The 25,926-nt window shown below is 39.6% G+C and carries 37 protein-coding genes; 31 read left to right on the top strand and 6 right to left on the bottom strand.

The annotated features are described in order from the left end of the window. Positions 1–89: 89 nt before the first annotated feature. Positions 90–635 (top strand): GNAT family N-acetyltransferase, encoded by a 546-nt coding sequence (locus tag ACFX4W_RS06715; RefSeq protein ID WP_280560000.1) that lies wholly within the window; start codon positions 90–92, stop codon positions 633–635. Between the two features lie 36 nt (positions 636–671). On the opposite strand, the gene ACFX4W_RS06710 is transcribed toward ACFX4W_RS06715, so the two are convergent. Next, on the bottom strand, positions 672–2,060 hold the full coding sequence (locus tag ACFX4W_RS06710) for an alpha/beta fold hydrolase (RefSeq protein WP_280559998.1): 1,389 nt from the start codon (positions 2,058–2,060) through the stop codon (positions 672–674). Between the two features lie 164 nt (positions 2,061–2,224). On the opposite strand from ACFX4W_RS06710, the gene ggt reads away from it, so the two are divergent. From ggt to ACFX4W_RS06695, 3 genes are all read left to right on the top strand, one after another. Then, a complete protein-coding gene (ggt, locus tag ACFX4W_RS06705; RefSeq protein WP_280559997.1) occupies positions 2,225–3,835 on the top strand; it encodes a gamma-glutamyltransferase in 1,611 nt (536 codons plus the stop codon). 297 nt (positions 3,836–4,132) lie between these two features. Then, positions 4,133–4,633 (top strand): CBO0543 family protein, encoded by a 501-nt coding sequence (locus ACFX4W_RS06700; protein WP_043981343.1) that lies wholly within the window; start codon positions 4,133–4,135, stop codon positions 4,631–4,633. A gap of 38 nt (positions 4,634–4,671) precedes the next feature. Beyond that, a complete protein-coding gene (locus ACFX4W_RS06695) occupies positions 4,672–5,283 on the top strand; it encodes a CBO0543 family protein (protein ID WP_237074363.1) in 612 nt (203 codons plus the stop codon). A gap of 29 nt (positions 5,284–5,312) precedes the next feature. Here ACFX4W_RS06695 and ACFX4W_RS06690 read toward each other — a convergent pair whose 3' ends face one another. Next, on the bottom strand, positions 5,313–5,627 hold the full coding sequence (locus ACFX4W_RS06690) for a hypothetical protein (protein ID WP_280559996.1): 315 nt from the start codon (positions 5,625–5,627) through the stop codon (positions 5,313–5,315). 175 nt (positions 5,628–5,802) lie between these two features. Here ACFX4W_RS06690 and ACFX4W_RS06685 point away from each other — a divergent pair, with 175 nt between their 5' ends. From ACFX4W_RS06685 to ACFX4W_RS06665, 5 genes are all read left to right on the top strand, one after another. Then, positions 5,803–5,985 carry a hypothetical protein gene (locus ACFX4W_RS06685; RefSeq protein WP_043981345.1) on the top strand — a complete coding sequence of 61 codons (183 nt, stop codon included), beginning with the start codon at positions 5,803–5,805 and terminating at the stop codon, positions 5,983–5,985. A 30-nt stretch (positions 5,986–6,015) separates the two neighbouring features. Next, on the top strand, positions 6,016–6,216 hold the full coding sequence (locus ACFX4W_RS06680; protein ID WP_014459191.1) for a hypothetical protein: 201 nt from the start codon (positions 6,016–6,018) through the stop codon (positions 6,214–6,216). A gap of 90 nt (positions 6,217–6,306) precedes the next feature. Then, complete coding sequence (locus tag ACFX4W_RS06675) at positions 6,307–6,645, top strand: zinc ribbon domain-containing protein YjdM (protein WP_016764918.1); 339 nt, start codon at positions 6,307–6,309, stop codon at positions 6,643–6,645. Between the two features lie 200 nt (positions 6,646–6,845). Next, a complete protein-coding gene (gltP, locus tag ACFX4W_RS06670; protein WP_043981346.1) occupies positions 6,846–8,090 on the top strand; it encodes a glutamate-aspartate/proton symporter GltP in 1,245 nt (414 codons plus the stop codon). Between the two features lie 264 nt (positions 8,091–8,354). Continuing rightward, positions 8,355–8,846: a DUF2798 domain-containing protein gene (locus ACFX4W_RS06665; protein ID WP_043981347.1), complete on the top strand. Its 492-nt coding sequence runs from the start codon at positions 8,355–8,357 to the stop codon at positions 8,844–8,846. 14 nt (positions 8,847–8,860) lie between these two features. On the opposite strand, the gene ACFX4W_RS06660 is transcribed toward ACFX4W_RS06665, so the two are convergent. Next, positions 8,861–9,730 (bottom strand): LysR family transcriptional regulator, encoded by an 870-nt coding sequence (locus ACFX4W_RS06660; RefSeq protein WP_043981348.1) that lies wholly within the window; start codon positions 9,728–9,730, stop codon positions 8,861–8,863. 109 nt (positions 9,731–9,839) lie between these two features. Here ACFX4W_RS06660 and ACFX4W_RS06655 point away from each other — a divergent pair, with 109 nt between their 5' ends. From ACFX4W_RS06655 to gvpU, 16 genes are all read left to right on the top strand, one after another. Next, positions 9,840–11,060, top strand: a complete 1,221-nt coding sequence (locus ACFX4W_RS06655; RefSeq protein ID WP_043981349.1) for an MFS transporter — start codon at positions 9,840–9,842, stop codon at positions 11,058–11,060. A gap of 108 nt (positions 11,061–11,168) precedes the next feature. After that, entirely contained in the window at positions 11,169–11,654 is a 486-nt protein-coding gene (locus tag ACFX4W_RS06650; RefSeq protein WP_043981350.1) for a general stress protein, read from the top strand. Between the two features lie 448 nt (positions 11,655–12,102). After that, positions 12,103–12,363: a gas vesicle structural protein GvpA gene (gene gvpA, locus ACFX4W_RS06645; RefSeq protein WP_013058000.1), complete on the top strand. Its 261-nt coding sequence runs from the start codon at positions 12,103–12,105 to the stop codon at positions 12,361–12,363. A 61-nt stretch (positions 12,364–12,424) separates the two neighbouring features. Next, positions 12,425–12,910: a GvpT/GvpP family gas vesicle accessory protein gene (gvpT, locus tag ACFX4W_RS06640; RefSeq protein ID WP_043981351.1), complete on the top strand. Its 486-nt coding sequence runs from the start codon at positions 12,425–12,427 to the stop codon at positions 12,908–12,910. A 25-nt stretch (positions 12,911–12,935) separates the two neighbouring features. After that, positions 12,936–13,409, top strand: coding sequence for a gas vesicle protein GvpQ (gene gvpQ / locus ACFX4W_RS06635; RefSeq protein WP_025751002.1), 474 nt, complete (start codon positions 12,936–12,938; stop codon positions 13,407–13,409). A 19-nt stretch (positions 13,410–13,428) separates the two neighbouring features. Next, on the top strand, positions 13,429–13,695 hold the full coding sequence (gene gvpA, locus ACFX4W_RS06630; RefSeq protein WP_013057997.1) for a gas vesicle structural protein GvpA: 267 nt from the start codon (positions 13,429–13,431) through the stop codon (positions 13,693–13,695). Between the two features lie 75 nt (positions 13,696–13,770). After that, positions 13,771–14,037, top strand: a complete 267-nt coding sequence (gvpO, locus tag ACFX4W_RS06625) for a gas vesicle protein GvpO (RefSeq protein ID WP_013057996.1) — start codon at positions 13,771–13,773, stop codon at positions 14,035–14,037. Between the two features lie 28 nt (positions 14,038–14,065). Beyond that, the gene (gene gvpN / locus ACFX4W_RS06620) at positions 14,066–14,992 is read left to right on the top strand and encodes a gas vesicle protein GvpN (protein WP_025751003.1); all 927 of its coding nucleotides are present in this window, start codon (positions 14,066–14,068) and stop codon (positions 14,990–14,992) included. Positions 14,993–15,006: 14 nt separating this feature from the next. Further along, the gene (locus ACFX4W_RS06615) at positions 15,007–15,774 is read left to right on the top strand and encodes a GvpL/GvpF family gas vesicle protein (protein ID WP_013057994.1); all 768 of its coding nucleotides are present in this window, start codon (positions 15,007–15,009) and stop codon (positions 15,772–15,774) included. A 1-nt stretch (position 15,775) separates the two neighbouring features. Next, the gene (locus ACFX4W_RS06610; protein WP_028409328.1) at positions 15,776–16,042 is read left to right on the top strand and encodes a gas vesicle protein GvpG; all 267 of its coding nucleotides are present in this window, start codon (positions 15,776–15,778) and stop codon (positions 16,040–16,042) included. Then, on the top strand, positions 16,043–16,852 hold the full coding sequence (locus ACFX4W_RS06605) for a GvpL/GvpF family gas vesicle protein (protein ID WP_043981352.1): 810 nt from the start codon (positions 16,043–16,045) through the stop codon (positions 16,850–16,852). It begins immediately after the preceding gene. 17 nt (positions 16,853–16,869) lie between these two features. Continuing rightward, entirely contained in the window at positions 16,870–17,157 is a 288-nt protein-coding gene (locus tag ACFX4W_RS06600; RefSeq protein ID WP_013057991.1) for a gas vesicle protein, read from the top strand. Continuing rightward, positions 17,111–17,395, top strand: coding sequence for a gas vesicle protein K (locus tag ACFX4W_RS06595; protein ID WP_013057990.1), 285 nt, complete (start codon positions 17,111–17,113; stop codon positions 17,393–17,395). The genes ACFX4W_RS06600 and ACFX4W_RS06595 overlap by 47 nt, the downstream gene beginning before the upstream one ends. Positions 17,396–17,416: 21 nt before the next feature. Then, on the top strand, positions 17,417–17,719 hold the full coding sequence (locus tag ACFX4W_RS06590; protein ID WP_013057989.1) for a gas vesicle protein: 303 nt from the start codon (positions 17,417–17,419) through the stop codon (positions 17,717–17,719). Positions 17,720–17,755: 36 nt separating this feature from the next. Then, a complete protein-coding gene (gene gvpT / locus ACFX4W_RS06585) occupies positions 17,756–18,634 on the top strand; it encodes a YtxH domain-containing protein (protein ID WP_043981353.1) in 879 nt (292 codons plus the stop codon). A gap of 23 nt (positions 18,635–18,657) precedes the next feature. Beyond that, positions 18,658–19,074, top strand: coding sequence for a gas vesicle accessory protein GvpU (gvpU, locus tag ACFX4W_RS06580; protein ID WP_014459206.1), 417 nt, complete (start codon positions 18,658–18,660; stop codon positions 19,072–19,074). 30 nt (positions 19,075–19,104) lie between these two features. On the opposite strand, the gene ACFX4W_RS06575 is transcribed toward gvpU, so the two are convergent. After that, complete coding sequence (locus ACFX4W_RS06575; RefSeq protein ID WP_043981354.1) at positions 19,105–20,004, bottom strand: AraC family transcriptional regulator; 900 nt, start codon at positions 20,002–20,004, stop codon at positions 19,105–19,107. A 108-nt stretch (positions 20,005–20,112) separates the two neighbouring features. Between ACFX4W_RS06575 and ACFX4W_RS06570 the strand changes: the two genes are divergently transcribed. Continuing rightward, positions 20,113–21,033: an EamA family transporter gene (locus tag ACFX4W_RS06570; RefSeq protein ID WP_043981355.1), complete on the top strand. Its 921-nt coding sequence runs from the start codon at positions 20,113–20,115 to the stop codon at positions 21,031–21,033. A gap of 34 nt (positions 21,034–21,067) precedes the next feature. Here the strand turns inward: ACFX4W_RS06570 and ACFX4W_RS06565 are convergent, their stop codons facing one another. Then, on the bottom strand, positions 21,068–21,283 hold the full coding sequence (locus ACFX4W_RS06565; protein WP_028409323.1) for a hypothetical protein: 216 nt from the start codon (positions 21,281–21,283) through the stop codon (positions 21,068–21,070). A 273-nt stretch (positions 21,284–21,556) separates the two neighbouring features. On the opposite strand from ACFX4W_RS06565, the gene ACFX4W_RS06560 reads away from it, so the two are divergent. From ACFX4W_RS06560 to ACFX4W_RS06550, 3 genes are all read left to right on the top strand, one after another. Beyond that, on the top strand, positions 21,557–22,492 hold the full coding sequence (locus ACFX4W_RS06560) for an aldo/keto reductase (protein WP_034650444.1): 936 nt from the start codon (positions 21,557–21,559) through the stop codon (positions 22,490–22,492). 370 nt (positions 22,493–22,862) lie between these two features. After that, positions 22,863–23,246, top strand: a complete 384-nt coding sequence (locus tag ACFX4W_RS06555) for a MerR family transcriptional regulator (protein WP_025751010.1) — start codon at positions 22,863–22,865, stop codon at positions 23,244–23,246. 20 nt (positions 23,247–23,266) lie between these two features. After that, positions 23,267–23,713 carry a GNAT family N-acetyltransferase gene (locus tag ACFX4W_RS06550; RefSeq protein WP_043981356.1) on the top strand — a complete coding sequence of 149 codons (447 nt, stop codon included), beginning with the start codon at positions 23,267–23,269 and terminating at the stop codon, positions 23,711–23,713. Between the two features lie 315 nt (positions 23,714–24,028). Here ACFX4W_RS06550 and yjcZ read toward each other — a convergent pair whose 3' ends face one another. Beyond that, positions 24,029–24,178, bottom strand: a complete 150-nt coding sequence (gene yjcZ / locus ACFX4W_RS06545; RefSeq protein WP_014459214.1) for a sporulation protein YjcZ — start codon at positions 24,176–24,178, stop codon at positions 24,029–24,031. A gap of 516 nt (positions 24,179–24,694) precedes the next feature. Between yjcZ and ACFX4W_RS06540 the strand changes: the two genes are divergently transcribed. Together ACFX4W_RS06540 and ACFX4W_RS06535 are read left to right on the top strand one after the other, a co-directional pair. After that, on the top strand, positions 24,695–25,003 hold the full coding sequence (locus ACFX4W_RS06540) for a hypothetical protein (protein ID WP_198530647.1): 309 nt from the start codon (positions 24,695–24,697) through the stop codon (positions 25,001–25,003). A gap of 346 nt (positions 25,004–25,349) precedes the next feature. Further along, positions 25,350–25,922: a GNAT family N-acetyltransferase gene (locus ACFX4W_RS06535; RefSeq protein ID WP_377559327.1), complete on the top strand. Its 573-nt coding sequence runs from the start codon at positions 25,350–25,352 to the stop codon at positions 25,920–25,922. Positions 25,923–25,926 lie beyond the last annotated feature (4 nt).

Raw genomic sequence — 25,926 nt, 5'->3', positions numbered from 1 at the left:
TTTCATCTCTGTATGTATAATATTTATATTAAAGGAAATTAAATTCAATTAATAGATTTAATGAAATAAAGACATTTGAGGGGGATACGATGGTCATCGGCCAGCAAATTTACTATGTAAAAGGACTTCAGTACATCATTCGTTCAGCTGACACCAGCGATGCACACGAACTGTCTCACCTTAGAGTTCAGCTAGACGGAGAAACGGAAAACTTAGATCGTGAACCAGGAGAAGGGTATATGGACGAATCCGATTTTGAAAAACTTATTCAACGTGACACAGAAAGTAAACGAAACTTATTTTTAGTAGCAAGTGTACATAATAAAATTGTCGGGTTTTCAAGATGCGAAGGTCATGACTTGAAACGATTTGCCCACAAAGTAGAGTTTGGCGTATGCATCGCAAAAGAATGGTGGGGATATGGAATTGGCAAAGAGCTTTTACAGCAGTCCATACTGTGGGCAGATAGCGCGGGCATGAAGAAAATAACGCTGAATGTGCTAGAGACCAATAAACAAGCGATTGATTTATATACAAAATTCGGGTTTGAAATGGAAGGAGTATTAAAAAATGACAAGATGCTGTCTGACGGCAAGTACTATAGTACGGTTGTAATGGGCAGGTTTAATGAATAAGAGAACAAGGCGCTGATAAAACAGCGCCTTGTTTCTTTACTTTTGTGTTTCACGAACCCATTTGACAATATCATCAATGACATAAGAAGGAATGTTGGCTGAAACAGCATATTCATCGGGCGTGCTTTTTTCACCAGTTCCTTCTGTGAAAAAGTGGTTGAGCTTTGGATAAAGCTTAAAAGAAGTGTTGGAACGCTGAGATAAGCTTTGTTTCCAGCCTTCAAAATCTTCGGTCGTTACTTGATAATCACGTGCTCCTTGTAAAAGAAGCAGAGGCGTGTCCTGAGATTTTGCGACTTCTGCAGGGTGCCAGTGAGCTACGTCATACCAAAAATAAGGCGTGCCAAGCAGAAATTCTTTTGGCGGCTGAGCTGGTGAAAAGCTTGGGTCTTGTAAAATGGCAAACTGCTGCTGGAAAAAAGCAAGCTGCTCTTTCGGAAGCTGATTCAGCGATACAAGATAGGCAAATTGTTCAAGCATTAACTCTGGAAGTGTGCGGCTCGGTGCAGCAAGTAAAATAGAGCCGCGCACGCTTTTATCCGGCGTGTGATTTAAAATCCTGGGCATCATCATGCCGCCTTGACTGTGTCCTAGTATGAAAATATTGCGGCTGTCGATGCCTTTTTGTTTCGCCATTGCTTCCACTGCGAGTACGGCATCATCCGTTGTTTCATCGTCGACGTTTATTTTATTTTCACCGGACATTTTAGCTGTATGTTCGTATGTACGCTTGTTGTAGCGTAAAACGGCGATTCCTTGAGAAGCCAGTCCAGAAGCCAGATCTCGAAACGGCTTTAAGCTCATAAACGTTTCATCTTGATCAGAAGGTCCTGATCCGTGAACGAATATGACAACGGGTACATTTTGATGTTTTGAACGTGTTGGAAGAGTAAGCGTTGCTGGAAGTTCGTAAGGTGCTTTGCCGATTGAAAGCTGTTTTTCACTGTAGTTCTTAGGGGTGTCATAAGGCGGTGTGGAAAACGAAAACTGGCGCTCCTCCGGTACGATTCGCCAATCATCAATTTGACGATTTTGACTAAATCGAACGGTTAAAGTAGCTGATACGTGTTCAAATTCAATTGGGATTTCTATATTTCGATGAACCGTATTGACTTCACCTTGTACAGCTGTCCCAATCTTTTTTACAGCACCAAGCTGAGCCGTTAGAGCTGACCACCATGTTTTTAGGTTGTCTTCACTCATTTTTAACTGCAGGCTGCGGGAAAAATGGCGCTTAGCTTCTTTGGTTTTGCCGTTGGCGACATTCGTTAAAAATGCGTTTGCTCGTTTGACTTCAACTTTTGCTGAGTGATGAGCAGCATTTGCCGCTGCTTCAGCTTGAACAGGTGAAGTGGACATAGGAAGTACTTGAAGCCCGAGTGCTAAAGAAACAGCGAGTGGAAGGGCAGCTTTTACTTTTTTCATACATCATCCTCCTTGGCGATTCTTCTACTCTATCAGTATACCAATTTTAGGTAAAAGGAGTCATGTCATTCTAAGATAAAAAAAGCCGATAGGTTATGAATATGGTAAAATAAAGGAGTTATATTATTCGGAAAATTAAAATATCTAAAAAAGGAGGCGCTTTTATGACCTATGATCCGCATTATCATCCATATCCATCTTACCGAGTTCCCGTTTATGCAAAAAAAGGAATGGTATCTACATCTCAGCCGCTCGCAGCGCAGGCAGGCCTTGATATTTTAAAAAAAGGAGGCAATGCCATTGATGCAGCAATCGCCACAGCAGCGAGCCTTACTGTATTAGAGCCCACATCTAATGGAATCGGAGGAGACGCGTTTGCGCTTGTTTGGACAAATAATCAGCTGTATGGACTAAACGCCAGCGGACCTTCTCCGCGGTCTATTTCCATTGATGCGCTAAAGGAAAAAGGATACAGAGATATTCCTAAGTACGGAATGATTCCCGTTACGGTTCCTGGGGCTCCGGCATCTTGGGCTGCTTTATCGAAGCGATTTGGCAAACTGCCTCTTTCTCAAGTACTGCAGCCTGCTATTCAGTACGCCAAAGAAGGATTTCCGCTAGCGCCTACTCTTGCGAAACAATGGAAACAAGCGTACGATACGTTCAAACGACTACATACAAGCGGAGAATTTGAGTCATGGTTTCAAACGTTTGCCCCAAATGGACAAGCACCAAAAGCAGGAGAAATGTGGTCATCCATCCATCATGCCCGTACGCTTCAGCTCATTGGCGAAACAGATGCAGAAGCGTTTTATAAAGGTGAGCTTGCGGATCGTATTGGTGCATTCAGCAAAAAATATAGCGGCTTTTTATCCAAGGAAGATTTGGCTGCTTATGAGCCTGAGTGGGTGAACCCGATTTCCGCTCACTACCGTGGATATGATGTGTGGGAAATTCCTCCGAACGGTCAGGGGCTTATTGCGTTAATGGCATTAAATATCGTCAAAGGCTTTGAGCTTCAAGAAAAAGATGCCGTGAATACGTATCATAAACAAATAGAAGCGATAAAGCTTGCGTTTGCGGACGGAGAAAAATACATTACGGAAGAAGCAAAAATGAGCGTGTCTGTTAGTGAGCTGCTGTCTGATACATATGCAGGCTATCGCCGCAGTCTTATAAAAGAACATGCTCTTCAGCCTGAAGCGGGAGAACCTGTCGGAAGCGGAACGGTGTATTTAGCAACGGCTGATGAAGCAGGAAACATGGTTTCGCTTATCCAAAGTAATTATATGGGCTTTGGTTCTGGAATCGTTGTGCCAGAAACGGGAATTGCCTTGCAAAACCGCGGCCATAATTTTTCAATGGACCCTAATCACGATAACTGCCTTGCTCCTAATAAAAAAACGTTTCATACCATTATTCCAGGCTTTCTCACTAAAAATAAGGAGCCCGTAGGACCGTTCGGCGTGATGGGAGGTTTTATGCAGCCGCAGGGACATATGCAAGTTGTCATGAATACGATTGACTTTCAGCTTCATCCTCAAGCCGCTTTAGACGCGCCAAGATGGCAGTGGAAAAAAGATAAAACGGTGCTTGTGGAGCCAGCTTTTCCCTCACACGTAGCACAAGCGCTTGAACGAAAGGGACATAAAATTGAAGTAGCCGTGGATTCAATGGCATTTGGGCGCGGACAGATTATTTGGAGAGATCCTGAAAGCGGCGTGCTATGCGGAGGAAGTGAATCACGAACGGATGGATTTGTAGCTGGATGGTAACGTTTAAAAAAACACAATAGGTGGAGGAAGAAGCCCGTACTGATTAAAGTTGGGCTTTTTTCATGTCTCAACCACATGTATAAATCTCTTCAAAGAACTTAAAACTAAAACAAACATTTACGTATGTAAGGATAACGTGAACTTAGGGGTTATGTACGGAAAATTTACATTAGACGCTGCTGCGTATCTTTATAAATTAATATAAGCAATAATTGAGCGTGGTGAGAACAGCCGTCTCAAGCTGCCAATTGACATGAGGGTAGGCTAACAACACTTGGTGAAAGGAGCGAAAAGGTGATGAGAAATAAAAAGTTTGAAGTGAAATTTTTACGTGTAATGCTACTTATCGCCCTGGGAATTCTCCCTTTTTTATTTAGAAAACCACCGATTAAAGACTGGCTGCTGGCCTATGTATTTAACGCCTTAACAAATGGTATTATTGATAAATTTATTGTAACTCACGGCCTTCTTCGATATCCAACTCGCTTATTGAAAAAGCAGTTTAGAATTAACGTGTTGTTCGACTTTTTACTGTATCCTATGATATCCGTCATGATTAATCAAGCTACGTATTACGATAAAGGGTTAAAAGTTTTATATAAAATTGTGCTTTTTACGATTCCAATGTTTTTTATTGAATTATGGGCTGAAAAACGAACGAAGCTCATCGAGTGGAAAACAGGCTGGATGTGGTATCACACTTTTACTAGCGTAACGTTAAAATCGTATCTTAACCGAATGCTGATTGGATGGATTCGAAAAATGGAAAAGAAGCAGGAAAAAACAAAAATACAATAGCAGAGATTCTAAAAACGACGTTAGAGAGGTGAACAAAGGTGCATATTTCTGTCCTTCTATGGCTGATTTTTCAAAATATCCATAAGAAAACGTGGAACAAAATACGCGAGCTGTATGCTGGGGTTTTATACGTGAGCTTTTTTAATATTCTCTACTACTTTTTATGTAATGATAAATTGCTTTGGGATTTTAAATCTTTGCATCTTTCATTAAAAGTACTGCGTATTTTACACCTTATGTTCATTACGCCTCTCATGATTTTGTCGTTCTTAGCTACCTATCCGTCTACACTCGCTAAGCAGGTGAAATATATTACAAAATGGGTATGTACAGCTTCCTTTGTAGAATGGGTTGGGCTCAGGTGTAAAGGGATTACATTTAGGCACGGCTGGCATTTAGGGTGGTCAGCACTTATTTATGTAATGATGCTTATCTTCTCGAGGTGGTTTCAAAAAAAGCCTTTTGCGATCTTGCTGCTCTCGGTTTTAGCAACAGTGGTTCTCAGCGTTATCTTTAAAGTTCCCGTGAGCAAACGAATGCTAAAACATCCGCTGAAACGAATATTGACTCGGCCTTTAAAAGATCATGTGACTCAAGCTGTTGCGAATAAAGTAAAGCGAAAATGCCTGCTTCTCAAGCTGTTCTCGTAAGTTCCTGCTCTCTGTGAAGAGCAGGTTTTTTAGCTTACTGGAGGAATAATGTCGGTCAGCAGCAGAATGAAAAAAATCAGGCCCACTCCCGTCAAGCTTAAAGAAGCAAGAAAATAAGCCGTCCAGCGCAAACGAAACGGATTGTGTTCGATATTGGCCCCAGACATCAACCTCATGGAATGAGTTTTATAGTGAGAATGAGCGCTGTTGCTTCCGCTGCTTGAAAACCAAAAAGTCAAAACTGAAAACAAAAGTCCGCTAAAAAACATAAGCTCAATAAAACGGATAGACAAAAAGGATGAGCACGCATAGGTTAATCCAGCTTCCATAAGCAGTGTAATCACAAAAATAAGCTGAAAACTGCTTTTATTATGATATAATGGTAATAAATGTATGGTTGAAAAAAGTATTCAAAACCCGCACGCATCACGATATAAGCTCTTTTATAATGATGAGATTTACTATATACGATACGCTGTGCTTAGCTTCAAGTGCGCAGAATGAAAGCGAGGAGTATGTATGGAGGTAGGAGAGACTGTGATTGCGATATTAGCAGCGGGAGCACTGCTGTTATACGGCACGTTAGAGCTTTGGTTTGCGCCTCGTAATTCTTCTTTTTTTAAAGGGTGGAAGCAAAAACTGGCCGTCATTTTACCGTTATATGCGGTTACATTCGGCATATGGTTCGTGTTTTTTTCGTAATAAAAAGTCTTAAAAAAGGAGGAATGAAAGATGGAAATCAATTCATACCTCATTCGGTTTTCATGTATGCTGATGCTCATGTTTGGAGGATTATTTATTATACGGTATGTAAAAACAGGTGACTTTTATTTAGATCAGCTTCTTGTCTTTGGAGCAGGTTTTGTTCTGTTTATCGGCTCACTTATTTGGAAAAGAAAACATCAGCAGCAAGGAAATAGAAAAGCTTGTTAATCTCATGAAATTGTGACAGTATAAAACAGATAAAAAATGTAATCTCGTGATCGTACCATTGGTTACGAGCTGCTGCTGGAGGAAAAGAAAATGAATGTACCTAATTGCCCAAGCTGTCAATCACAGTATACATATGAAGATGGAAACCTGTTCGTCTGCCCGGAGTGTGGGCATGAATGGGGACAAGATGAAAAAACAGAAAGCACGGAAGAACAGCTGACTGTAAAAGATGCAAACGGGAACCTTTTAAAAGACGGAGATTCAGTTACCGTCATCAAAGACTTAAAAGTAAAAGGAAGCTCATCGGTTGTCAAAATCGGAACAAAAGTAAAAAGCATTCGTTTAGTAGAAGGCGATCATAACATCGACTGCAAAATTGACGGATTTGGAGCGATGAGCTTAAAATCTCAGTTTGTTAAAAAAGCATAAGATTAAAAAAGCCAGGATGAAGAACAACTTCACTCTGGCTTTTTTCTATGCATTTTAACTGATAAAGCGAAATATATAGACCAATTTGTCTATTTTAGAAGGAATCTAGCTAAATGTCCCGAACTTACTTAAAGTGTCTGATAATTTGGATATTAATGGAATGGATGTCCGTTTCATGAAGGCGAAAGGGAGGTAGAAATGTGAAAAAGTTTTTAGCGTTTCAAATTTTAATTGCATTAGTAATCGGAGCTTTTATCGGGCACTTTTTCCCGGACTTTGGGATGGCTTTAAGACCGGTAGGAGACGGGTTTATCCGGCTCATTAAAATGATTGTGGTGCCGATTGTCTTTTCAACCATCGTCATAGGTGCTGCGGGAAGCGGCAGTATGAAACAAATGGGGAGTCTAGGGTTAAAGACGATTATTTGGTTTGAAATCATTACTACCATCGTATTAGGAATCGGTCTGCTGTTAGTGAATTTGCTAAAGCCCGGAGTAGGCCTCGATCTTTCTCATCTTGTTAAAAAAGATATCGGTGAATTGTCTCAGTACACCGAGAAAGTCGTGGACTTTAAACAAATGATTTTGAACATCATTCCAACGAATATCGTAGATGTGATGGCAAAAAATGATTTGCTGGCCGTGATTTTCTTTGCTATTTTATTCGGTGTTGCCGCTTCAGGAGTCGGTAAAGCATCCGAACCTGCAATGAAATTTTTTGAATCTACGGCTAAAATTATGTTTAAATTAACGCAAATTGTTATGGTCACAGCGCCTCTTGGTGTACTAGCGCTAATGGCTGCATCTGTAGGTCAATACGGCATTGCACTTCTGCTTCCAATGCTAAAGCTAATTGGAACCGTCTTTTTAGGTCTTTTTATTATTTTATTTGTTTTATTTCCGCTTGTTGGGTTTTTGTTCAAATTCAACTACTTTGAAGTATTCAAAATGATTTGGGACTTGTTTCTTATTGCCTTTTCAACAACAAGTACGGAAACGGTGCTGCCACAGCTGATGGAGCGGATGGAAAAGTACGGATGTCCTAAACGAGTTGTGTCGTTCGTTATTCCATCGGGCCTGTCATTAAACTGTGATGGCTCCACGCTGTATTTATCCGTTTCATGCGTCTTTTTAGCGCAGGCTTTTAACATCGATATGCCATTAACTCAGCAATTATTTATGATGCTTATACTAGTGATGACAAGTAAAGGAATTGCGGCTGTCCCGTCAGGTTCACTTGTTGTTCTTTTAGCAACAGCCAACGCAGTAGGTCTGCCGGCTGAAGGAGTGGCAATTATTGCAGGAGTAGACCGCATCATGGATATGGCCAGAACAGGAGTCAACGTTCCAGGCCACGCGATTGCCTGTATCGTCGTCTCAAAATGGGAAAAAGTATTCCGCACCCAAACGCCGATCCCGCCTGCATCTCACACGGAATCTCTATAAAACCAACCCCCGCTTTAGCTCATAAAGCGGGGGTTTTTTGTTAAATCTCTAAATATTTATTAACGATGTAGACTAGAGTAATTTGTCATACTCAGCTCTACTCAAAAAAAGAGGACGCGCCGCTTAAGTCTAAAAAAATGCCCTGTGACTGTTTTTTGGTCACAGGGCATTTTTTAGATGAATGTTCACAAATTGTTCACTTACGAAGAAGGAAGATAAAAAGCTATACTAAGCCAAGTAAAAAAGATGAAAAGGATGAGGAATGTGCCAACAACTAAAAAAGAGAGTATGTATTTTGGAATGATGATGTGCGGAGGGATGGTGCTTGTAATGACGGTGTATAACATGTTAATGAATGACGTCATCGGGCATATCACCCTTGCAGAAGGTATTTTGAACTTGGTTATCACGTTTGTAGTCGCAATGACTGTCGAAACTTTTTTCGTTGGTCCCGTAGCAAAAAAAGTAGCATTTTCACTGCCGTTTGATAAGTCTAAACAGTTAAAAGTCGTGTTGATTTTGTCATCATGTATGGTTATTGGAATGGTGCTTTCCATGTCTGTATATGGATTAATTACGATGTCACTTACGAAAGGCCTGCAAGGAGAGTCGCTTCTTTCAAGCTATGCATTTATCGTGATGAAAAACTTTATCGTAGCCTACCCGCTTCAGCTTCTTATTATGGGACCTTTAGTTCGTTTATTGTTTATGAAATTTGTGAAAAAAATCCGGCAGCGGCTTAAGTCAAAACCCTAAGAACGCCTATTTTCTTAGGGTTTTGTTATGCAAAGCTGTTTGGTAAGAAGAGAAGAAAATTCGCGTAAAGCCGCCGATACAAAGGCATCTTTTCGCGTAATAAAAAAAGTGGGAACCTTTCTATATGGCTGCGGCAGCGGAGTTAACGTTAATGAATGGTCGTGATGAGATACAATGGATTTCATCATTACAGCTACGCCCATACCAGCTTTTACACACCCAATAATCGCTTCAATCGTACCAAATTCTAATATCCGTTTTGGAAACACGCCTTCTTTTGTCAACAGCATTTCTAACGTATGTCGATATGCGCATCCGCTGCTGAAGGCTAATAAATTCATATCGTTTAGGCTGTAAAGAGAAGGAAGAGGGTGGCGGCTCACAAGTACAAGCTCTTCATCTTGAGTAAATAAAGAGTTTAGATCAGGATGTTCACAGCTGCCTGCAACAAATGCGCCTTCAAGTTTTCGGGTTAAAACCAGGTGAATAAGAACATCGGTTGTATGTGTTTCTAAAATGAAGTCTACATCCGGGTAGGCAGTGCAATAAGTAGAAAGCAAAGGCGGTAGCCGAAGAGCCGCGGTAGATTCAGTTGCACCTATTTTTAAAGGCCCTATCGGCGTGTACGCACTGCTTTGAACAGTTATAGTGGCTTCATTGGTTAAACGAAGAATTTCTTCAGCATAACGATGCAACAGCTCTCCGCTAGAAGTTAACGTTACGCCTTTACCGCTGCGTTCAAATAGCTGTGTGCCGAGTTCAGCTTCCAGCTGCTGAATGCGCATCGTCACATTCGACTGCACATAGCTTAAACTTTTGGCAGCTTTTGAAATGTTTTTTTCTTCTGCTACCGTTGTAAAAACAAGCAAATCTTTTATATCCATAAAATCTCCTCCTTCAGCTATCATTTTTATTGATGACTTTTATCTTTATTCCTTATTTTACATGATACCATTCCTTCTCTACACTGAAAGTAGAGGTGGAGGAGAGAAAATGAGCAGACAAAAAGCTTCTTATAAGTGGATGATTTTATTTATTGCCACTCTTTCTCAGGCATGTGCAACGTTTGTCACCTACGGAGCGGGGCCATTGGCCGCGTTTTGGCAAAGACTATATGATTTATCGCAGTTTCAAACAGGACTGCTCGTATCAGCTATTCAAATTGGTCCGATCTTTTCCATACTGCTTTTTGGAAACTGGATGGATCGTTATGGAGAAAGGTGGCTTGTAGGAGGAGGATCTATTTTGCTGGGGGTAAGCATGCTTTTTGCCTATAGCGCTGATCATTATTTGTATCTAACAGGCGTACTTCTCGCAGCAGGCGTGTGGTATGGAACAGCACAGCCAGGAGGAAGCAAAGCAGTGGTGAAGTGGTTTCCTTCTCATCATAGAGGCCTTGCCATGGGGATTCGGCAAACGGGGATACCGATTGGAGGCGCTGTCGCTTCAGCAGCATTACCGCTGCTGTTTCATCAATACGGCTGGCATGGGGCTGTTCTCGTACAGGCAGCGGCAGCTATCGGAGGAGGCATTCTTTTTTTTGTATTCTACCGAGAGCAATCATCATCGTCAGAAAAAAAGGAAACATTTACGCTTCGTCATAAAATCAAGCGCATTTCTCAAGATAAAACGCTTTATCCGCTGTTTTTTGTAGGTGTTTCAATGATTTCTCTTCAAATGATTATCGTTGCGCACTTTATTAGCTATTTAACGAAAGCCATAAAGATGGATTTTGCTTCAGCTGGCATTCTGCTGAGCATCACACTGTTAGGCGGAATGGTGGGGAGAATTGTTTTAGCTTGGGTAAGTGATTATGTGTATAACGGAAATCGAAGAACTCCTTTGCAAGTGACGGTTTGGATGGCTGCAGGATTAATAATAGCTATTTCTTATATTGGATTTACTTTGCCTTTTTGGCTACTAACTGCAGTTTGTTTTAGCCTCGGTTTTTTTGCAATTGGCTGGTTTAGTTTGTTTATCGTGCTAATAGCAGAAAAAGCGGATGATCGTTTTATTGGTTTAACGGTAAGCATTGCGTTAACGCTCAATCAATTTGCCATCGTGCTCGCACCGATTTGGTTTGGGCTCCTTGTGGATTGGCTTCGGAGTTACACGTTGGCTTTTAGTACGGTTGCATGCTTCATTGCTTGTGGAGGAATATGGTTAAAAAAAGAGCGAGTTCATGCATTTTTAAATAAAAACGTCACTAAATAAAAAGTGATTTAGGGCTATTTATTTAAGAATAGAGAAGACCTCTTATCCTCTAAAACGTTTCAAAGCCATGCTCCCGGGTACACACAACATTAATGAGGAGGAGATAGTATGGAAGCAAAAGCAAAGAATGTTGTGGGGGTATACGAAACGGAACAAGAAGCAATTCAAGCTGTAGAGAGTTTGAAAAAAGAAGGGTATACATCAGAAGAAATATCTATCATCGGCAAACATAAAAAGACCAAAAAAGTTCAGAAAGAAACGAATACAAAAGCAGAAGGGGCAGCAACTGGAGCACTTACCGGAGGTACGCTAGGGAGCTTGACCGGAATATTAGCAGGTGCCGGGGCTCTTGCCATACCGGGAATAGGTCCAATTGTGGCGGCTGGTCCGATTGTAGCTACATTAACAGGTGCGGCAGCTGGTGCGAGCGTAGGAGGTCTGTCTGGTATTTTAGTAAGTATGGGAATTCCAAAACAGCAGGCCGAACAATATAATGATTCAGTCAAAGAAGGCAGCTTGCTTGTTTTAGTAGACAAAGAAGACTCAGATCATGATGGAAACCCGAAAGCTCCTTTAACCGGAATGATTTTATAGAACGTAAGATACGTAGGAGAAATCTGTCGCAGTGCGGCAGTTTTTTTTTATGCGCTGGTTTTATTTAAGTGAACTTTATTGACAGTAATATTCCATAATAGTTAAAAATATCAAAATATGTCATGGTGTATAAAATAATAATATGCTTTAAATTATAATGTAATATTATTGTAACAATAATGTATTTATTGTTTTATTTTGGGATCGAAATCTTGATGAAAGCTTTAATAGAAGGATTTACGTGCAAGTTCCATCCAATAATTAACTGTTAATTATTATACGTAGTAGAATAATTTTCTAATTTATTTTCGGAAATTACTTTTTAGCAAATTATTCATGTTTGAAAGAGGGCTAAAAAGTATATTTCAAAAGTATGTTTACTTAAAAAGTTAAGCAGGTTGATTAGTAGCATCATTCATTTAGTTAAATTTCGAAAGGAGCTGCTAAAATGAGTATTCAAAAAAGTACAGATAGTTCTAGTTTAGCAGAAGTGATTGATCGAATTCTCGACAAAGGAATTGTCATCGATGCTTTTGCCCGAGTATCACTCGTAGGAATTGAAATCTTAACGATTGAAGCACGAGTCGTTATTGCAAGTGTCGATACGTGGCTTCGCTACGCAGAAGCCGTCGGGTTATTAACCGACAAAGTAGAGGAAGAAGGGCTGCCTGGCCGAACAGAAGAGCGAGGTGCAGGGCTTAGCTTTTAAGTCTTTTAATCGTAAGAAAATTCATTAAATAAATAATAATTAAGAGAAAAGAGGATGAAACATGTCAACAACTGATAGCAATGTGCAAAATGAAAAACAAGAAAATCAGCAGCAGGAAGAAAAAACGCAAAACTCTTTAAATCTTGCTATTTTAGGAGGCGTAGTAGGAGCGGGAATTGGACTTCTTTCAAGTCCTCAAACGAGTAAAAAAGTACTCAGCCGCTTAGGACAATCAGAAATTGTACGTGCGACAGGACAAGAGTTAAGAAGAAACGCACAGGATATTCTAACGCAGCAAGCGATGGGAGCATTAAGACAGACGGCTACAGGCTATCTTGAAAAAGACAATTTAAGCAAGCTGCTGGCACCTAAAAAGAAAAAAGAAGATGCATCAAATGAACAGGGAAATTCGCAGGAAGAAGTCAGCCAAAGCGCAGAAATGGAAACGTCTCAGTACGAAGAGCTAAAAGAAGAAAATAAAAATATGAACGACCAGCTGCAGCGCATTGAAGAGATGCTAAACAAACTCATGGACGCGAAGAAGTAAGATATCCGTCCTTAAGGGGAATTTCATGGATAAAAAAGATGTGGAGAAAGCAGCCTTAAAAGCAGGAAAAAAGATCATCGATCATACGCCTGAACCTGTTAAGGAAAAGGTAGAAGAAAAGGTTAAAGAAAAAGCGAAAGAAAAATTTGTCGAAAAAACTGAAGGGAAACTGCAGGAAAAAGCAAATGAAGCGTCAGAAAAACTGCAGGAAACAAAAGAAAAAAATGCCCAAAAGGTACACGGCAAAGGGGAAGACGCAAAAGAAAAGCTCCAAGACGTCTTACTATCAGTAAAAGATAAGCTTAGCGATGTGAAAGAAGCTGGAGAAAACTTTCAAGAAAAAGTTTCTTCTTCAGACGATAAAGAGAAGTCAAAAAATAAGCGGAAAATAAAAGGCGCAAATCAGATTAAAAAAGCAACGGATATTAAAAGCTCTACTAAGATTAAAAGTTCCAATGATATTAAATCATCTACAGATTTAAAAACAATGGGTTCATAAGCGAAAGGAGAAATGAGATATGTCTATTCAAAAAAGTACTAATAGTTCAAGTTTAGCAGAAGTCATTGACCGTATTTTAGATAAAGGGATTGTTATTGATGCTTTTGCAAGAGTTTCTGTTGTAGGAATTGAGATTTTAACGATTGAAGCACGAGTGGTTATTGCCAGTGTTGATACATGGTTACGCTATGCAGAAGCAGTAGGGCTTCTTCGTGACGACGTAGAAGAAAACGGTCTTCCTGAACGTTCAAATTCAAGTGAAGGACAGCCGCGTTTTAGTATTTAATATGAAGTGATATGGAACCTTCCTTTTTTGAGGGTGGTTCCAGCTTTTAGATTTAACTATTGGAGGCTACTAAAAATGGAAATTAAAAAAATTATGCAAGCCGTGAACGACTTTTTCGGTGAACACGTAGCTCCTCCTCATAAAATTACCTCGGTGGAAGCTACTGAAGATGAAGGCTGGAGAGTTATTGTTGAAGTCATTGAAGAACGAGAATACATGAAAAAATACGCCAAAGATGAAATGCTCGGAACGTACGAGTGCTTTTTAAATAAAGAAAAAGAAGTCATTTCATTCAAACGACTCGACGTCAGATATAGAAGCGCCATTGGCATTGAAGCATAGACGATAAGATGGCAGGAGGAACATAAAAATGACCGTCTTAACAGACAAAAGGAAAAAAGGCAGTGGAGCTTTTATACAAGATGACGAGACAAAAGAGGTTCTTTCAAGAGCGCTGAGCTATTTAAAATCCGGCTATTCCATTCATTTTACAGGTCCTGCCGGCGGAGGCAAAACCTCTTTAGCGCGAGCGCTTGCTAAAAAGAGAAAGCGTCCTGTAATGCTGATGCACGGGAATCACGAGCTCAACAATAAAGATTTAATTGGCGATTTTACGGGATACACGAGCAAAAAAGTAATCGACCAATATGTTCGTTCTGTCTATAAAAAAGATGAACAAGTGAGTGAAAACTGGCAGGATGGCCGATTGCTTGAAGCTGTAAAAAATGGCTATACGCTGATTTACGACGAATTTACTCGGTCTAAGCCTGCAACGAATAATATCTTTCTATCAATATTAGAAGAAGGCGTGCTTCCGCTGTATGGAGTAAAAATGACCGATCCTTTTGTGCGCGTGCATCCCGATTTTCGCGTCATCTTCACAAGCAATCCAGCTGAGTATGCCGGCGTATATGATACGCAAGATGCGCTTCTTGACAGGTTAATTACCATGTTTATTGATTATAAAGACATCGACAGAGAGACAGCGATTTTAACGGAGAAAACGGACGTAGAAGAAGACGAAGCGCGCACAATTGTAACGCTCGTAGCAAACGTGCGAAACCGCTCTGGAGACGAAAACAGCAGCGGACTTAGCCTTCGGGCTTCGCTTATGATCGCTACTCTCGCCACGCAGCAAGACATTGCTATCGATGGAAATGACGAAGATTTTCAAACGTTATGTATCGATATTTTGCATCATCCGCTTACCAAATGTTTGGATGAAGAAAATGCAAAAAGCAAAGCCGAAAAAATCATTTTAGAAGAATGTAAGAATATAGACACGGAAGAAAAGTAAAGGAGCTTGAAAACATGAGTGAAACAAACGAAACAGGTATTTATATTTTTAGCGCCATTCAAACGGATAAAGACGAAGAATTTGGCGCCGTGGAAGTAGAAGGAACAAAAGCTGAAACATTTTTGATTCGCTACAAAGACGCAGCTATGGTAGCAGCTGAAGTACCGATGAAAATTTATCATCCTAATCGCCAAAATTTATTAATGCATCAAAACGCAGTAGCAGCGATTATGGACAAGAACGATACGGTTATTCCAATCAGCTTTGGGAATGTATTCAAATCCAAAGAAGATGTAAAAGTTCTTTTGGAAAACCTTTATCCGCAATTTGAAAAGCTGTTTCCAGCGATCAAAGGAAAAATTGAAGTCGGTTTAAAAGTAATTGGGAAAAAAGAATGGCTTGAGAAAAAAGTAAATGAAAATCCTGAACTTGAAAAAGTATCAGCCTCCGTAAAAGGAAAATCAGAAGCAGCCGGTTATTATGAGCGTATTCAACTTGGGGGAATGGCTCAAAAGATGTTTACTTCCCTTCAAAAAGAAGTCAAGACAGATGTGTTTTCACCGCTTGAAGAAGCAGCGGAAGCAGCAAAAGCAAATGAGCCAACGGGCGAAACGATGCTTTTAAACGCATCTTTCTTAATTAACCGAGAAGATGAAGCGAAGTTTGATGAAAAAGTGAATGAAGCGCATGAAAACTGGAAAGACAAAGCCGATTTTCATTACAGCGGTCCATGGCCTGCTTATAATTTTGTGAACATTCGCCTAAAAGTAGAAGAGAAATAACGTGCTTCACAAATTAGTAACCGCCCCTATTAACCTTGTAGTGAAAATCGGCGAAAAAGTACAGGAAGAAGCTGATAAACAGCTATATGACCTTCCGACGATTCAGCAAAAACTCATTCAGCTTCAAATGATGTTTGAGCTTGGTGAAATTCCCGAAGAAGCGTTTCAAGAAAAAGAAGATGAATTGTTAATGAGGTACGAAATCGCGAAGCGCAGAGAAATTGAACAATGGGAAGAGCTAACAAAAAAAAGAAATGAGGAAGACTAGATGGGAGAATTACTGTATTTATACGGTTTAATTCCAACAAAAGAAGCAGCAGCCATAGAGCCGTTTCCATCTTATAAAGGGTTTGACGGAGAACATTCACTGTACCCAATTGCGTTTGATCAGGTGACGGCTGTAGTTTCTAAGCTGGATGCTGACACCTATTCAGAAGAAGTGATTCAAGAAAAAATGGAGCAGGATATGAGCTGGCTGCAGGAAAAAGCATTTCATCATCACGAGACGGTAGCCGCTTTGTACGAAGAATTTACGATCATTCCATTAAAATTTTGTACCATTTATAAAGGTGAAGAAAGTCTGCAGGCAGCTATTGAGATTAACAAAGAAAAGATAGAGAATTCACTGACGCTGCTTCAAGGAAATGAAGAGTGGAACGTGAAGATTTACTGTGATGATACGGAGCTTAAAAAAGAAATCAGCGAAACGAATGAAAGCGTGAAAGCGAAAAAAGAAGAAATTAGTCACTTATCACCAGGAAGACAGTTTTTTGAAAAGAAAAAAATAGATCAGCTGATTGAAAGAGAATTAGAACTTCACAAAAATAAAGTGTGTGAAGAGATACATGACAAGCTTAAAGAGTTATCGCTTTATGACTCTGTTAAAAAGAATTGGAGCAAGGACGTAACGGGCGCAGCTGAACAGATGGCGTGGAACAGCGTGTTTCTTCTCCCGTCTCTGCAGATCACTAAGTTTGTAACCGAAATAGAAGAGCTTCAGCAAAAACTTGAAAATAAAGGATGGAAATTTGAAGTGACGGGACCATGGCCGCCCTATCATTTCTCGAGCTTTGCGTAAAGTGAGGAATTAACATTATGTCTCTTAAACAATCCATGGAGAATAAAGATATTGCTCTTATTGATATTTTAGATGTCATTTTAGATAAAGGAGTCGCCATTAAAGGAGACTTAATCATTTCCATAGCCGGCGTCGATTTAGTGTATTTGGATTTGCGGGTGCTTATTTCTTCGGTTGAAACGCTGGTTCAAGCAAAAGAAGGAAATCGCAAACCAATCACTTCTGAACAATTTGATAAACAAAAGGAGGAATTAATGGATGCAACCGGTCAGCCAAGCAAATGGACGAATCCACTTGGATCCTGATCAAGCTGAACAAGGCTTAGCGCAGCTTGTGATGACAGTTATTGAGCTATTGAGGCAAATCGTTGAACGTCATGCCATGAGGCGGGTGGAGGGTGGAACGTTGACGGACGAACAAATTGAAAACTTAGGAATTGCACTAATGAACTTAGAAGAAAAAATGGACGAGTTGAAAGAGGTGTTCGGTCTGGATGCAGAAGATTTAAATATTGATCTTGGACCGCTAGGCAGCCTGCTTTAAGCGGTCAGTAGGAGGAACAGTATGGCAGTCGAACATAATATGCAGTCAAGTACGATTGTAGATGTGCTCGAAAAGATTTTGGATAAAGGAGTCGTCATAGCGGGGGACATCACCGTAGGAATTGCAGATGTCGAGCTATTAACGATAAAGATCCGCTTGATTGTGGCTTCGGTTGATAAAGCAAAAGAAATCGGCATGGACTGGTGGGAAAATGATCCCTATCTCAGTTCAAAAGGAGCCAATAACAAAGCGCTCGAAGAAGAAAATAAAATGCTGCATGAGCGGTTAAAAACGCTTGAAGAAAAAATAGAAACGAAACGTTAAAAACTGTACGCTACTTAAAAAATGGAGGGATTTACAATGGCAACTGAAACAAAATTAGATAACACACAGGCAGAAAACAAGGAAAATAAAAATACGGAAAACGGTTCAAAAGAAAAGAACGGTTCAAAAGCAAGCAAAACAACAAGCAGCGGGCCAATCAAACGAGCGGTAGCAGGAGGCATCATCGGTGCAACGATTGGATATGTATCGACTCCTGAAAATCGAAAAAGTCTCCTTGACCGCATTGATACAGACGAATTAAAAAGCAAAGCATCTGATTTAGGAACAAAGGTAAAAGAAAAATCAAAAAGCAGTGTGGCCAGCCTGAAAACATCTGCGGGAAGCTTGTTTAAAAAAGATAAAGATAAATCAAAAGATGATGAAGAAAACGTAAATTCTTCTAGTAGCGAAACAGAAGACGATAACGTTCAAGAGTACGACGAGTTAAAAGAAGAAAATCAAACTCTTCAAGATCGCTTATCACAGCTTGAAGAAAAAATGAACATGCTTGTTGAGCTTAGCCTCAATAAAAATCAAGACGAAGAAGCGGAAGATACAGATTCCGACGAAGAAGAGAACGATGAAAACGAAGAAAACGAGCAGGACGACGAAAACGAAGAAGAAACATCTAAGCCTCGTAAAAAGGATAAAAAAGAAGCTGAGCAAGAAGAGGAAGAAGAAAGTGAAAGTGACGAAGACAGCGAGGAAGAAGAGGAAGATTCTCGCTCAAACAAAAAAAATAAAAAAGTAAAATCAGAAGAAGAAGACGAAGATGAAAGCGAAGAAGAAAAAAAGGAAGCGAAACCAAAAAAGTCAACAGCTAAAAAATCAAAAAATACAAAAGCAAAGAAAAACACGGACGAAGAAGATGATGAAGCAACATCTCTTTCTAGTGAAGACGATACAACAGCCTAAGACGTAAAGGAGGAAAGAAAGACATGAGTACAGGCCCTTCTTTTTCAACTAAAGACAGTACGCTTGAATACTTTGTGAAAGCTTCTAATAAACACGGCTTTTCACTTGATATTTCATTAAATGTAAACGGCGCTGTGATTTCCGGTACCATGATTTCAGCAAAAGAATACTTTGATTACTTAAGCGAAACGTTTGAAGAAGGCAGTGAAGTGGCTCAGGCGCTAAGCGAACAATTCTCTTTAGCAAGCGAAGCGAGCGAATCAAACGGAGAAGCAGAAGCCCATTTTATTCATTTAAAAAATACAAAGATTTACTGTGGAGACAGTAAATCTACTCCTTCTAAAGGAAAGATCTTTTGGAGAGGGAAAATAGCAGAAGTAGACGGGTTTTTCTTAGGAAAGATTTCTGATGCAAAATCAACGAGTAAAAAGAGTTCATAAAAAACGGCGGGGTGATTGCCCTGCCGTTTTTTAGTGATGTGAAGACATGTGCAGCTTCTTTTTTCGATACATGAGGGGAGTCATCTTCATTTCTTTTCGAAACTGATTAATAAAATAGCTTGTACTATTAAACCCTACTTGATAAGCGACGTACGTCACATTTGCTTCTGCTTGCTGCAGCATAACTAAGCTTTGTTGAATTCGATAGTTTAATACATAGGTCAAAGGCGATTTTTTTAACATTTTCTTAAAATATCGACAGCATTCAGAACGGCTCAATTGTCCGGCTTTGGCAATATCATCAAGCGTAATCTTTTCAGCAAAGTGCAAATGAATCCAATTGAGCATTTGCTTCATCCGCTGATTTTTGATCATTTCTTTTTCATTGTATTTCAGCTGCAAACCGTTAAGAATTAAATTTTTCCAAAGTATGCTGAGTTCAGAGGCAATCTCTATTTCATAGTGGTGCGGCTGCTTATGAATCCATGTGTGTATCTTATGTATAGACTCTAACACGTTGTTTCCCCAGGCTTGCTTTGGACTGATGAATAAATGTGATAGATTCGTTGCATGAATGTAGGGATAAACGTAATTTGTAAAAAGCTCTTGCGGCACAAGAAAATGAGGAGAAACATTTAAACAAATGTACACGCAGCCGGATTTGTTTATATCTTCAGTCATATGAAGACATCCGCTGTTAATAAACAGTCCGTAGCCTTGTTTTACAGTCACTGTTTTTTCATTTATTTGAAAAGACGCATCACCTTTTATAACCAATACAAATTGAAGCTCATCATGCCAGTGAAGAGGGATGTAGCCGTTTATGTGATCACTGATCGTCGTTTGATAACATGCTACTGGCAGCTCAACGGTGCGATGGGTCGTTAGCTCTTTTAAGTTTTCATCAATTTTAAAATGGGCTGCTGGCATACATGGTCACCTCAATATATTTATATTTTTTAATGCAATATGCGTATTTTCTGCCCCGTTTTTCACTTATTATAACACTATTCTTATAATAAAAGTGAGGGATGGAAGATGAACGATCTCAGCCGGAAAAAAGGGTTCTTCTTTGTAACAACTGGAGCTATATGTTGGGGGATGGGAGGGACGGTTGCTCAAAAGCTTTTTCAAGAATTTGAAATCAGTGTAGACTGGCTTGTTTCAGTACGGCTGCTCATTGCGGGTTTTTTGCTGCTAATGATTTCATGTATAAAAAATAATCATTCTCACGTATTTGGAGTATGGAAGAACCAAAAGGCAGCTCTTCAGCTCGTCGTTTTTGCCATATTTGGTATGCTCGCCGTTCAGTATACGTATATGGCTTCTATTAAGCATGGAAATGCAGCAGTAGCTACGCTGCTGCAGTATTTATCACCGGTGATGATTATCATTTATTTGCTTTTGCGCAAGCAGTCTATATTTACGCGACAAGACGTCATCACTGTTTTGCTGGCACTGGGGGGCTGCTTTTTTTTATTAACAAACGGCTCTATTTCTCAGCTGTCTGTTCCTGTATCTGCCGTTGTTTGGGGAGTGCTGTCAGGTGTAGCAGCAGCATTTTATACGCTGTATGCCGTGCCGCTGATCAAAAAGTACAGTTCGCTTGTCATCGTTGGCTGGTCAATGGTAATTGGGGGAAGCGTAATGAGCTTTATTCATCCTCCTTGGGAAGCGTCAAGCTTATCACCAATAACCTGGGGATATATTTTATTTGTCATTATTTTTGGCACGATGCTTGCTTTTTGGTTTTATGTAGAAAGCCTGCAAAGTCTTTTACCTAAAGAAACGAGTTTGCTTGGAAGTTTAGAGCCTTTAGCTGCTGTTATTACAACCGTTGTTTGGCTGAAAGAGCCTTTTGGTTTTTATCAATGGATAGGCACAGCTTGTATTATTGGATTAGTTTTATTACTCACACGAACGAAACAAGCATCTTCTAAGACGACACTTTCAGCATAAATAGGGGCTTGCTAAAAGAAGAAGCAAACCAATGTCACTTTTCCGCCGAATCTGTAGAAACTCGTTTGACTTTTAAAATCTTTACATATTGAATAAACACTCTTTCTTTTGTAGAGACATTTAATTTAGCAAGTCTTGATGCGTCATCTCGGTTTTTAGCAGATTCTATCACAAAAGTTCCTTTGATTTTGGCTTCATCTTTTAGAACGGAATACTGTATTTCAAATCGTTTTGCTTTCGTTTTCTGCATAGTGATTGATAAGCTCCTTTGCCTGGTAAATTGATGTATTGCTATGAAATAAGCTTCGATAAAAAGGAATAAAAGAACGTAACATATACTACTAAATGAAATGCAGAGCGGCAGTGACTTTTATCACACCACAACCTAGTATTTCATCTTTTTACCAAAAAAGATAGGGTGTTTTACCGTCGCTGCTTATAAAAACTTTTATTCTTTCTGCTTGACCTAGAGTTAACTCTATGGTTTATCTTGTAGTAGTATCATTTCAAGGAGGGGCTTTATATGAAGTATCATACAATTGCTAATACTGACTTACACGTATCAAATTTGATTATGGGAAATATGCGTTTAACAGAGCTTTCTTTACAAGAAGCAGAGAAGCTAATCCGCACAGCGATGGAAGAAGAAATTAACTTTTTTGACCATGCTGATATTTACGGTCCTGATTATGTGGGACAATGCGAAGAGTATTTTGCAAACGCTATACAAATGAATTCAAGTCTTCGTGAGAAAATGGTGATTCAAAGTAAATGCGGCATTAACGCAGCGAAAAATTACTATGACTTTTCAAAGAAGCATATCATAGACTCTGTTAACGGCAGCTTAGAGCGCTTAAAAACAGATTACTTAGATCTTTTATTACTTCATCGCCCAGATCCGCTAATGGATCCTGAAGAAGTAGCAGAAGCGTTTAATGAGCTTCAAAGCAGCGGAAAGGTACGTCACTTCGGTGTGTCGAACCACAACCCAGCGCAAATTCAGCTGCTTGAAAAATATATCAACCAAAAGCTTGTCGTAAACCAAGTGCAGTTCAGCATTGCACATACGCCAATTATAGACTCCGGTATTTCTTTAAATATGGGCATCGACCAAGCTGTGAACCGCGACAGCAGCGTGCTTGAATATTGCCGTTTAAATGATATAACGCTTCAAGCGTGGTCGCCATTCCAAAATGGATTTTTCGAAGGACCTTTCTTAGGCGACAAAGAGAAATTTGGAAAGCTAAACGAAGTGATTGATCGCATCGCAAGTAAGTATAGCGTGACGAATACAGCGATTGCCGTTGCGTGGATCACAACTCATCCTGCAAATATTCAAGTGGTGCTTGGTACGACAAATATTCAGCGTATGAAAGATGCAAGTAAAGGTTCAGAAATCAAGTTAACGCGCGAAGAGTGGTACGATATTTATAAAGCCGCTGGCAACATGGTGCCTTAAGCGCTGCAGTTCTTAAAATAAAGCAGGTAACTCCGTTCGGATATGGAACGGAGTTACCTGCGTTTTACGATAAGTAACTACTGGTTAAGCTAGAAAAAGATTTAGCAGCAGCTCAATTATTTTTGTGACGCCAAGACCTAACAAAAAGGCAATAAAACCGCCAATTACAATGGTAAGCATCATGTGAGCAGTATTCATCGTATTCATCCTTTCAGGTTTAAATATATGTTGCTTGCTGCTTGTACAAAAAGTCTGCAGCATAAAGAGCTCAATGAAGAAGACTATAAAAGAATAAATCCTCGAGATAACTAGAGGTCAAGACAAACTCATCATGTTTTTCTGAGAAGTTTAAGGTGTAGGAGGAAGCAGTATGACGTATACCATTTCACAAGTGGCAAAAAAATTGAACGTGACAATTTATACCATTCGCTATTATGATAAAGAAGGGCTTTTTCCATTTTTAGATCGTACAGCGTCAGGGAATCGTATTTTTAAAGAACAAGATATTGAATGGATTGATTTAATCTGCTGTTTAAAAAGCACAGGTATGCAAATCAAGGACATTCGGACGCTTATTGAAAACTGTACGCTTGAAAATGCCGTGCTTGATAAAAGCCTGCAAATGCTGATGGATCATAAAAAAGCGGTACAAAAAGAAATCGAAGAAATCCATCACAAGCTTGAGACGATTGATTATAAAATTAAGCACCTGCCGGAAATGTACGAGCGAATTGTTAACAAGCCTTCAAACTAAACAAAAAAGGAAGCGTAAAAATGATCGAAAAAGTAGTACCTCTCACTGCAGAGAATATGCAGCAGTGCATTAACTTGTATATGAATGTATTTACAAAAACACCTTGGAATGAGCCGTGGACAGAGAAATCTGCTAGAGAAAGGCTGACTGATTTACTGAACACACCTAAATTTATGGGCTATTTATTTTATGACCAAGGAGAGTTGATTGGAATGATTGCAGGTCACGCGAAAAAATCATACAGTAGTATGACCTTTTACGTGGCCGAGCTTTGCGTCAGCGCAAGCGCGCAGGGAAAAGGGTACGGTTCAGCTATCTTAAGCCGGTTTGAGAACGAACTTCAAAAACACGAGATTAACAGCTTGTATCTCTTGACGGCGACTGGAGGAGCTGCACAGGCTTTTTATGAAAGAAACGGCTATAGTGTCAATGATCAGCGCGTTGTCTTGAAAAAAACGTTTGTTTAATGTTTAGCACCTACATAGAGCAGGAAGAGAGTTGCAGAGTGACTCTCTTTTTAATTAATCTTTTTATCTATTAATATGTAGAAGAAAAGGAAGTATGAACAAGAAAAATAAGGTGATGGGAAGAAGCAGACAAGAAACGGCAGATTAAAAAGATCTATTTTTTTTATAATAGTTAGCCTTATTATGACCTGGTTGATAAGCACATTTAAAAACAGTGCCCATTATGTGGACACTGCTTTTTCATAATAAAGTGGAAAGCTAGCTTTTGGTAAAAAAATTAGCGGAAATGAAGCTGTTCATCACTATTTCTAATGATTAGCAACCGCCAAATCCTCCCCAGCAAGCACAGCCGATGATGATTAATAAAATGAATAATACGATGATTAAAGCAAAGCCACTGCCAAATCCGCAGCCGCCACCGCCGTAACCGTAACCGCCATAACCACAGCCACCATAGAAGCCCATAGATTTCACCTCCAAGTTCTGAGTACATTTTTAACATATGCCTGAAATGCAAAAATGCTCCAAAAATATCCAACGATTTCAATGAAAATAAAAAAAGATAAGAAAATAAGATGGACACGGTACTTTTTTTCACTTTCTACATAGGATGAATCATCCCAAGATCTCATATATGAGCCCCCATGTTATAACAAAGCAGGCTAATACCACTTCCTCCTTAGCCTGCGTACATAATGAAGGAGAAGCCGAAGAATTTTTTCTTCGGCTTCTTATTTTTTACTATGAAATAAACATGTTAGTACTTTCCCTATACCATTCTAAGTCAGGGTCCGCTTCTTTTTGTATGTATTAGGTACTAAAGAGAAATCAAGCTCATTTTCATATAAACCTAGTAATTTTCTTTTTTTCGTAATTCTTTTCCCTTATTTTCAGCATAACCAAGATATTTGCCCAAGACAGCGGATAGGTAAATGCATATTCATGGGTGAAAGCAAAAACAAAAAAACGGAGGTTTCTCTTATGAATTCAGAAATGCATTTTTTACCTACTATGTATTCTCAAGATCATCATCAACTTCAACAAGCAGATGAAAGGTTTATTGGCAGACCGTTTGGCTTTGGCAGACCGTTTGGTTTCGGACGCCCGTTTGGCTATGGCTTTGGCAGACCATTCGGCTTTGGCTTTGGAGGTCCATTTTTAGGAGGGTTAGCAGGAGGGCTAGTAGCAGGTTCACTGTTATCACCATATGGCTTTGGCGGCTACGGTTACGGTGGTTATCCTTATGGTGGCTTTGGCGGTTACGGCTATGGCTTCGGCGGCTGCTGTTAAACGTAAATAAAAGAAAAATCTCAGAAGAAATATTTTTCACATCATTCTTTTCTATAAAGAAATCTGTTTTGGAACGTAAGGCTTTATATCCATCCACAGTTAATCAGAGCGTGCACCCCACTTAATATAAAAAACCACCTGGTGAGTTTCCAGGTGGTTTTTGATTTTTACATAGGGAAGAAATAAAAAATAGCGGCAGAAAGAGATAAAGAAAAGATGTTAGAATCGTGCTTTTTGTTCTTTACATTACAGTAAGAAACGCTTACTATGTGAGAAAATGGAAATGTTAATGAAGCATTCTTTTTACATAACTTTCTGTGAGAAGTAAAAGAGGGAGAGACATAACATGATCGAAAGTCATACTATTTATTTACGCCCGTTAACTGTCAGCGATGCGCACGACAGCCTTCGATTGCAAAAAGACAATCGCGGCTTTTTTGAACAGTTTTCTATGATTCGAGAGCATTCTTTTTATACGTTAGAGAGCCAAGCAGAAAAAATTCAGCGTCACGAAGAGAATAGAAAAAACGATGAAGAATACTATTTTGGTCTTTTTCAAAAAGAGAATAATAAGCTGATTGGCACCATTAGTCTTTTTCAAGTGCTGCGCGGATCTTTACAAAGCGCGTTTATCGGCTATTTCCTAGATCAGCATCATAATGGAAAAGGGTACGCAACAGAAGCCGTAAAAGCACTTGTTGACTATGCGTTTGAAGAGCTGCATCTTCACCGCATTGAAGCCGGCGTTATGCCACGTAATTTGCCTTCTCAGCGCGTATTAGAAAAAGCAGGTTTTCATAGGGAAGGAATTGCTAGAAAAAATGTAAATATTAATGGCATATGGGAAGACCATCAAGTCTTGGCTATTCTTAACCCTAATGATGAAATAGAAGAAATAAACGAGTTCTTAAAATTTTGATATA

The organism is Priestia sp. YIM B13489, from assembly GCF_042787645.1.
GTDB lineage: Bacteria > Bacillota > Bacilli > Bacillales > Bacillaceae_H > Priestia > Priestia megaterium.
This window is presented reverse-complemented; position numbering and strand designations above follow the sequence as displayed.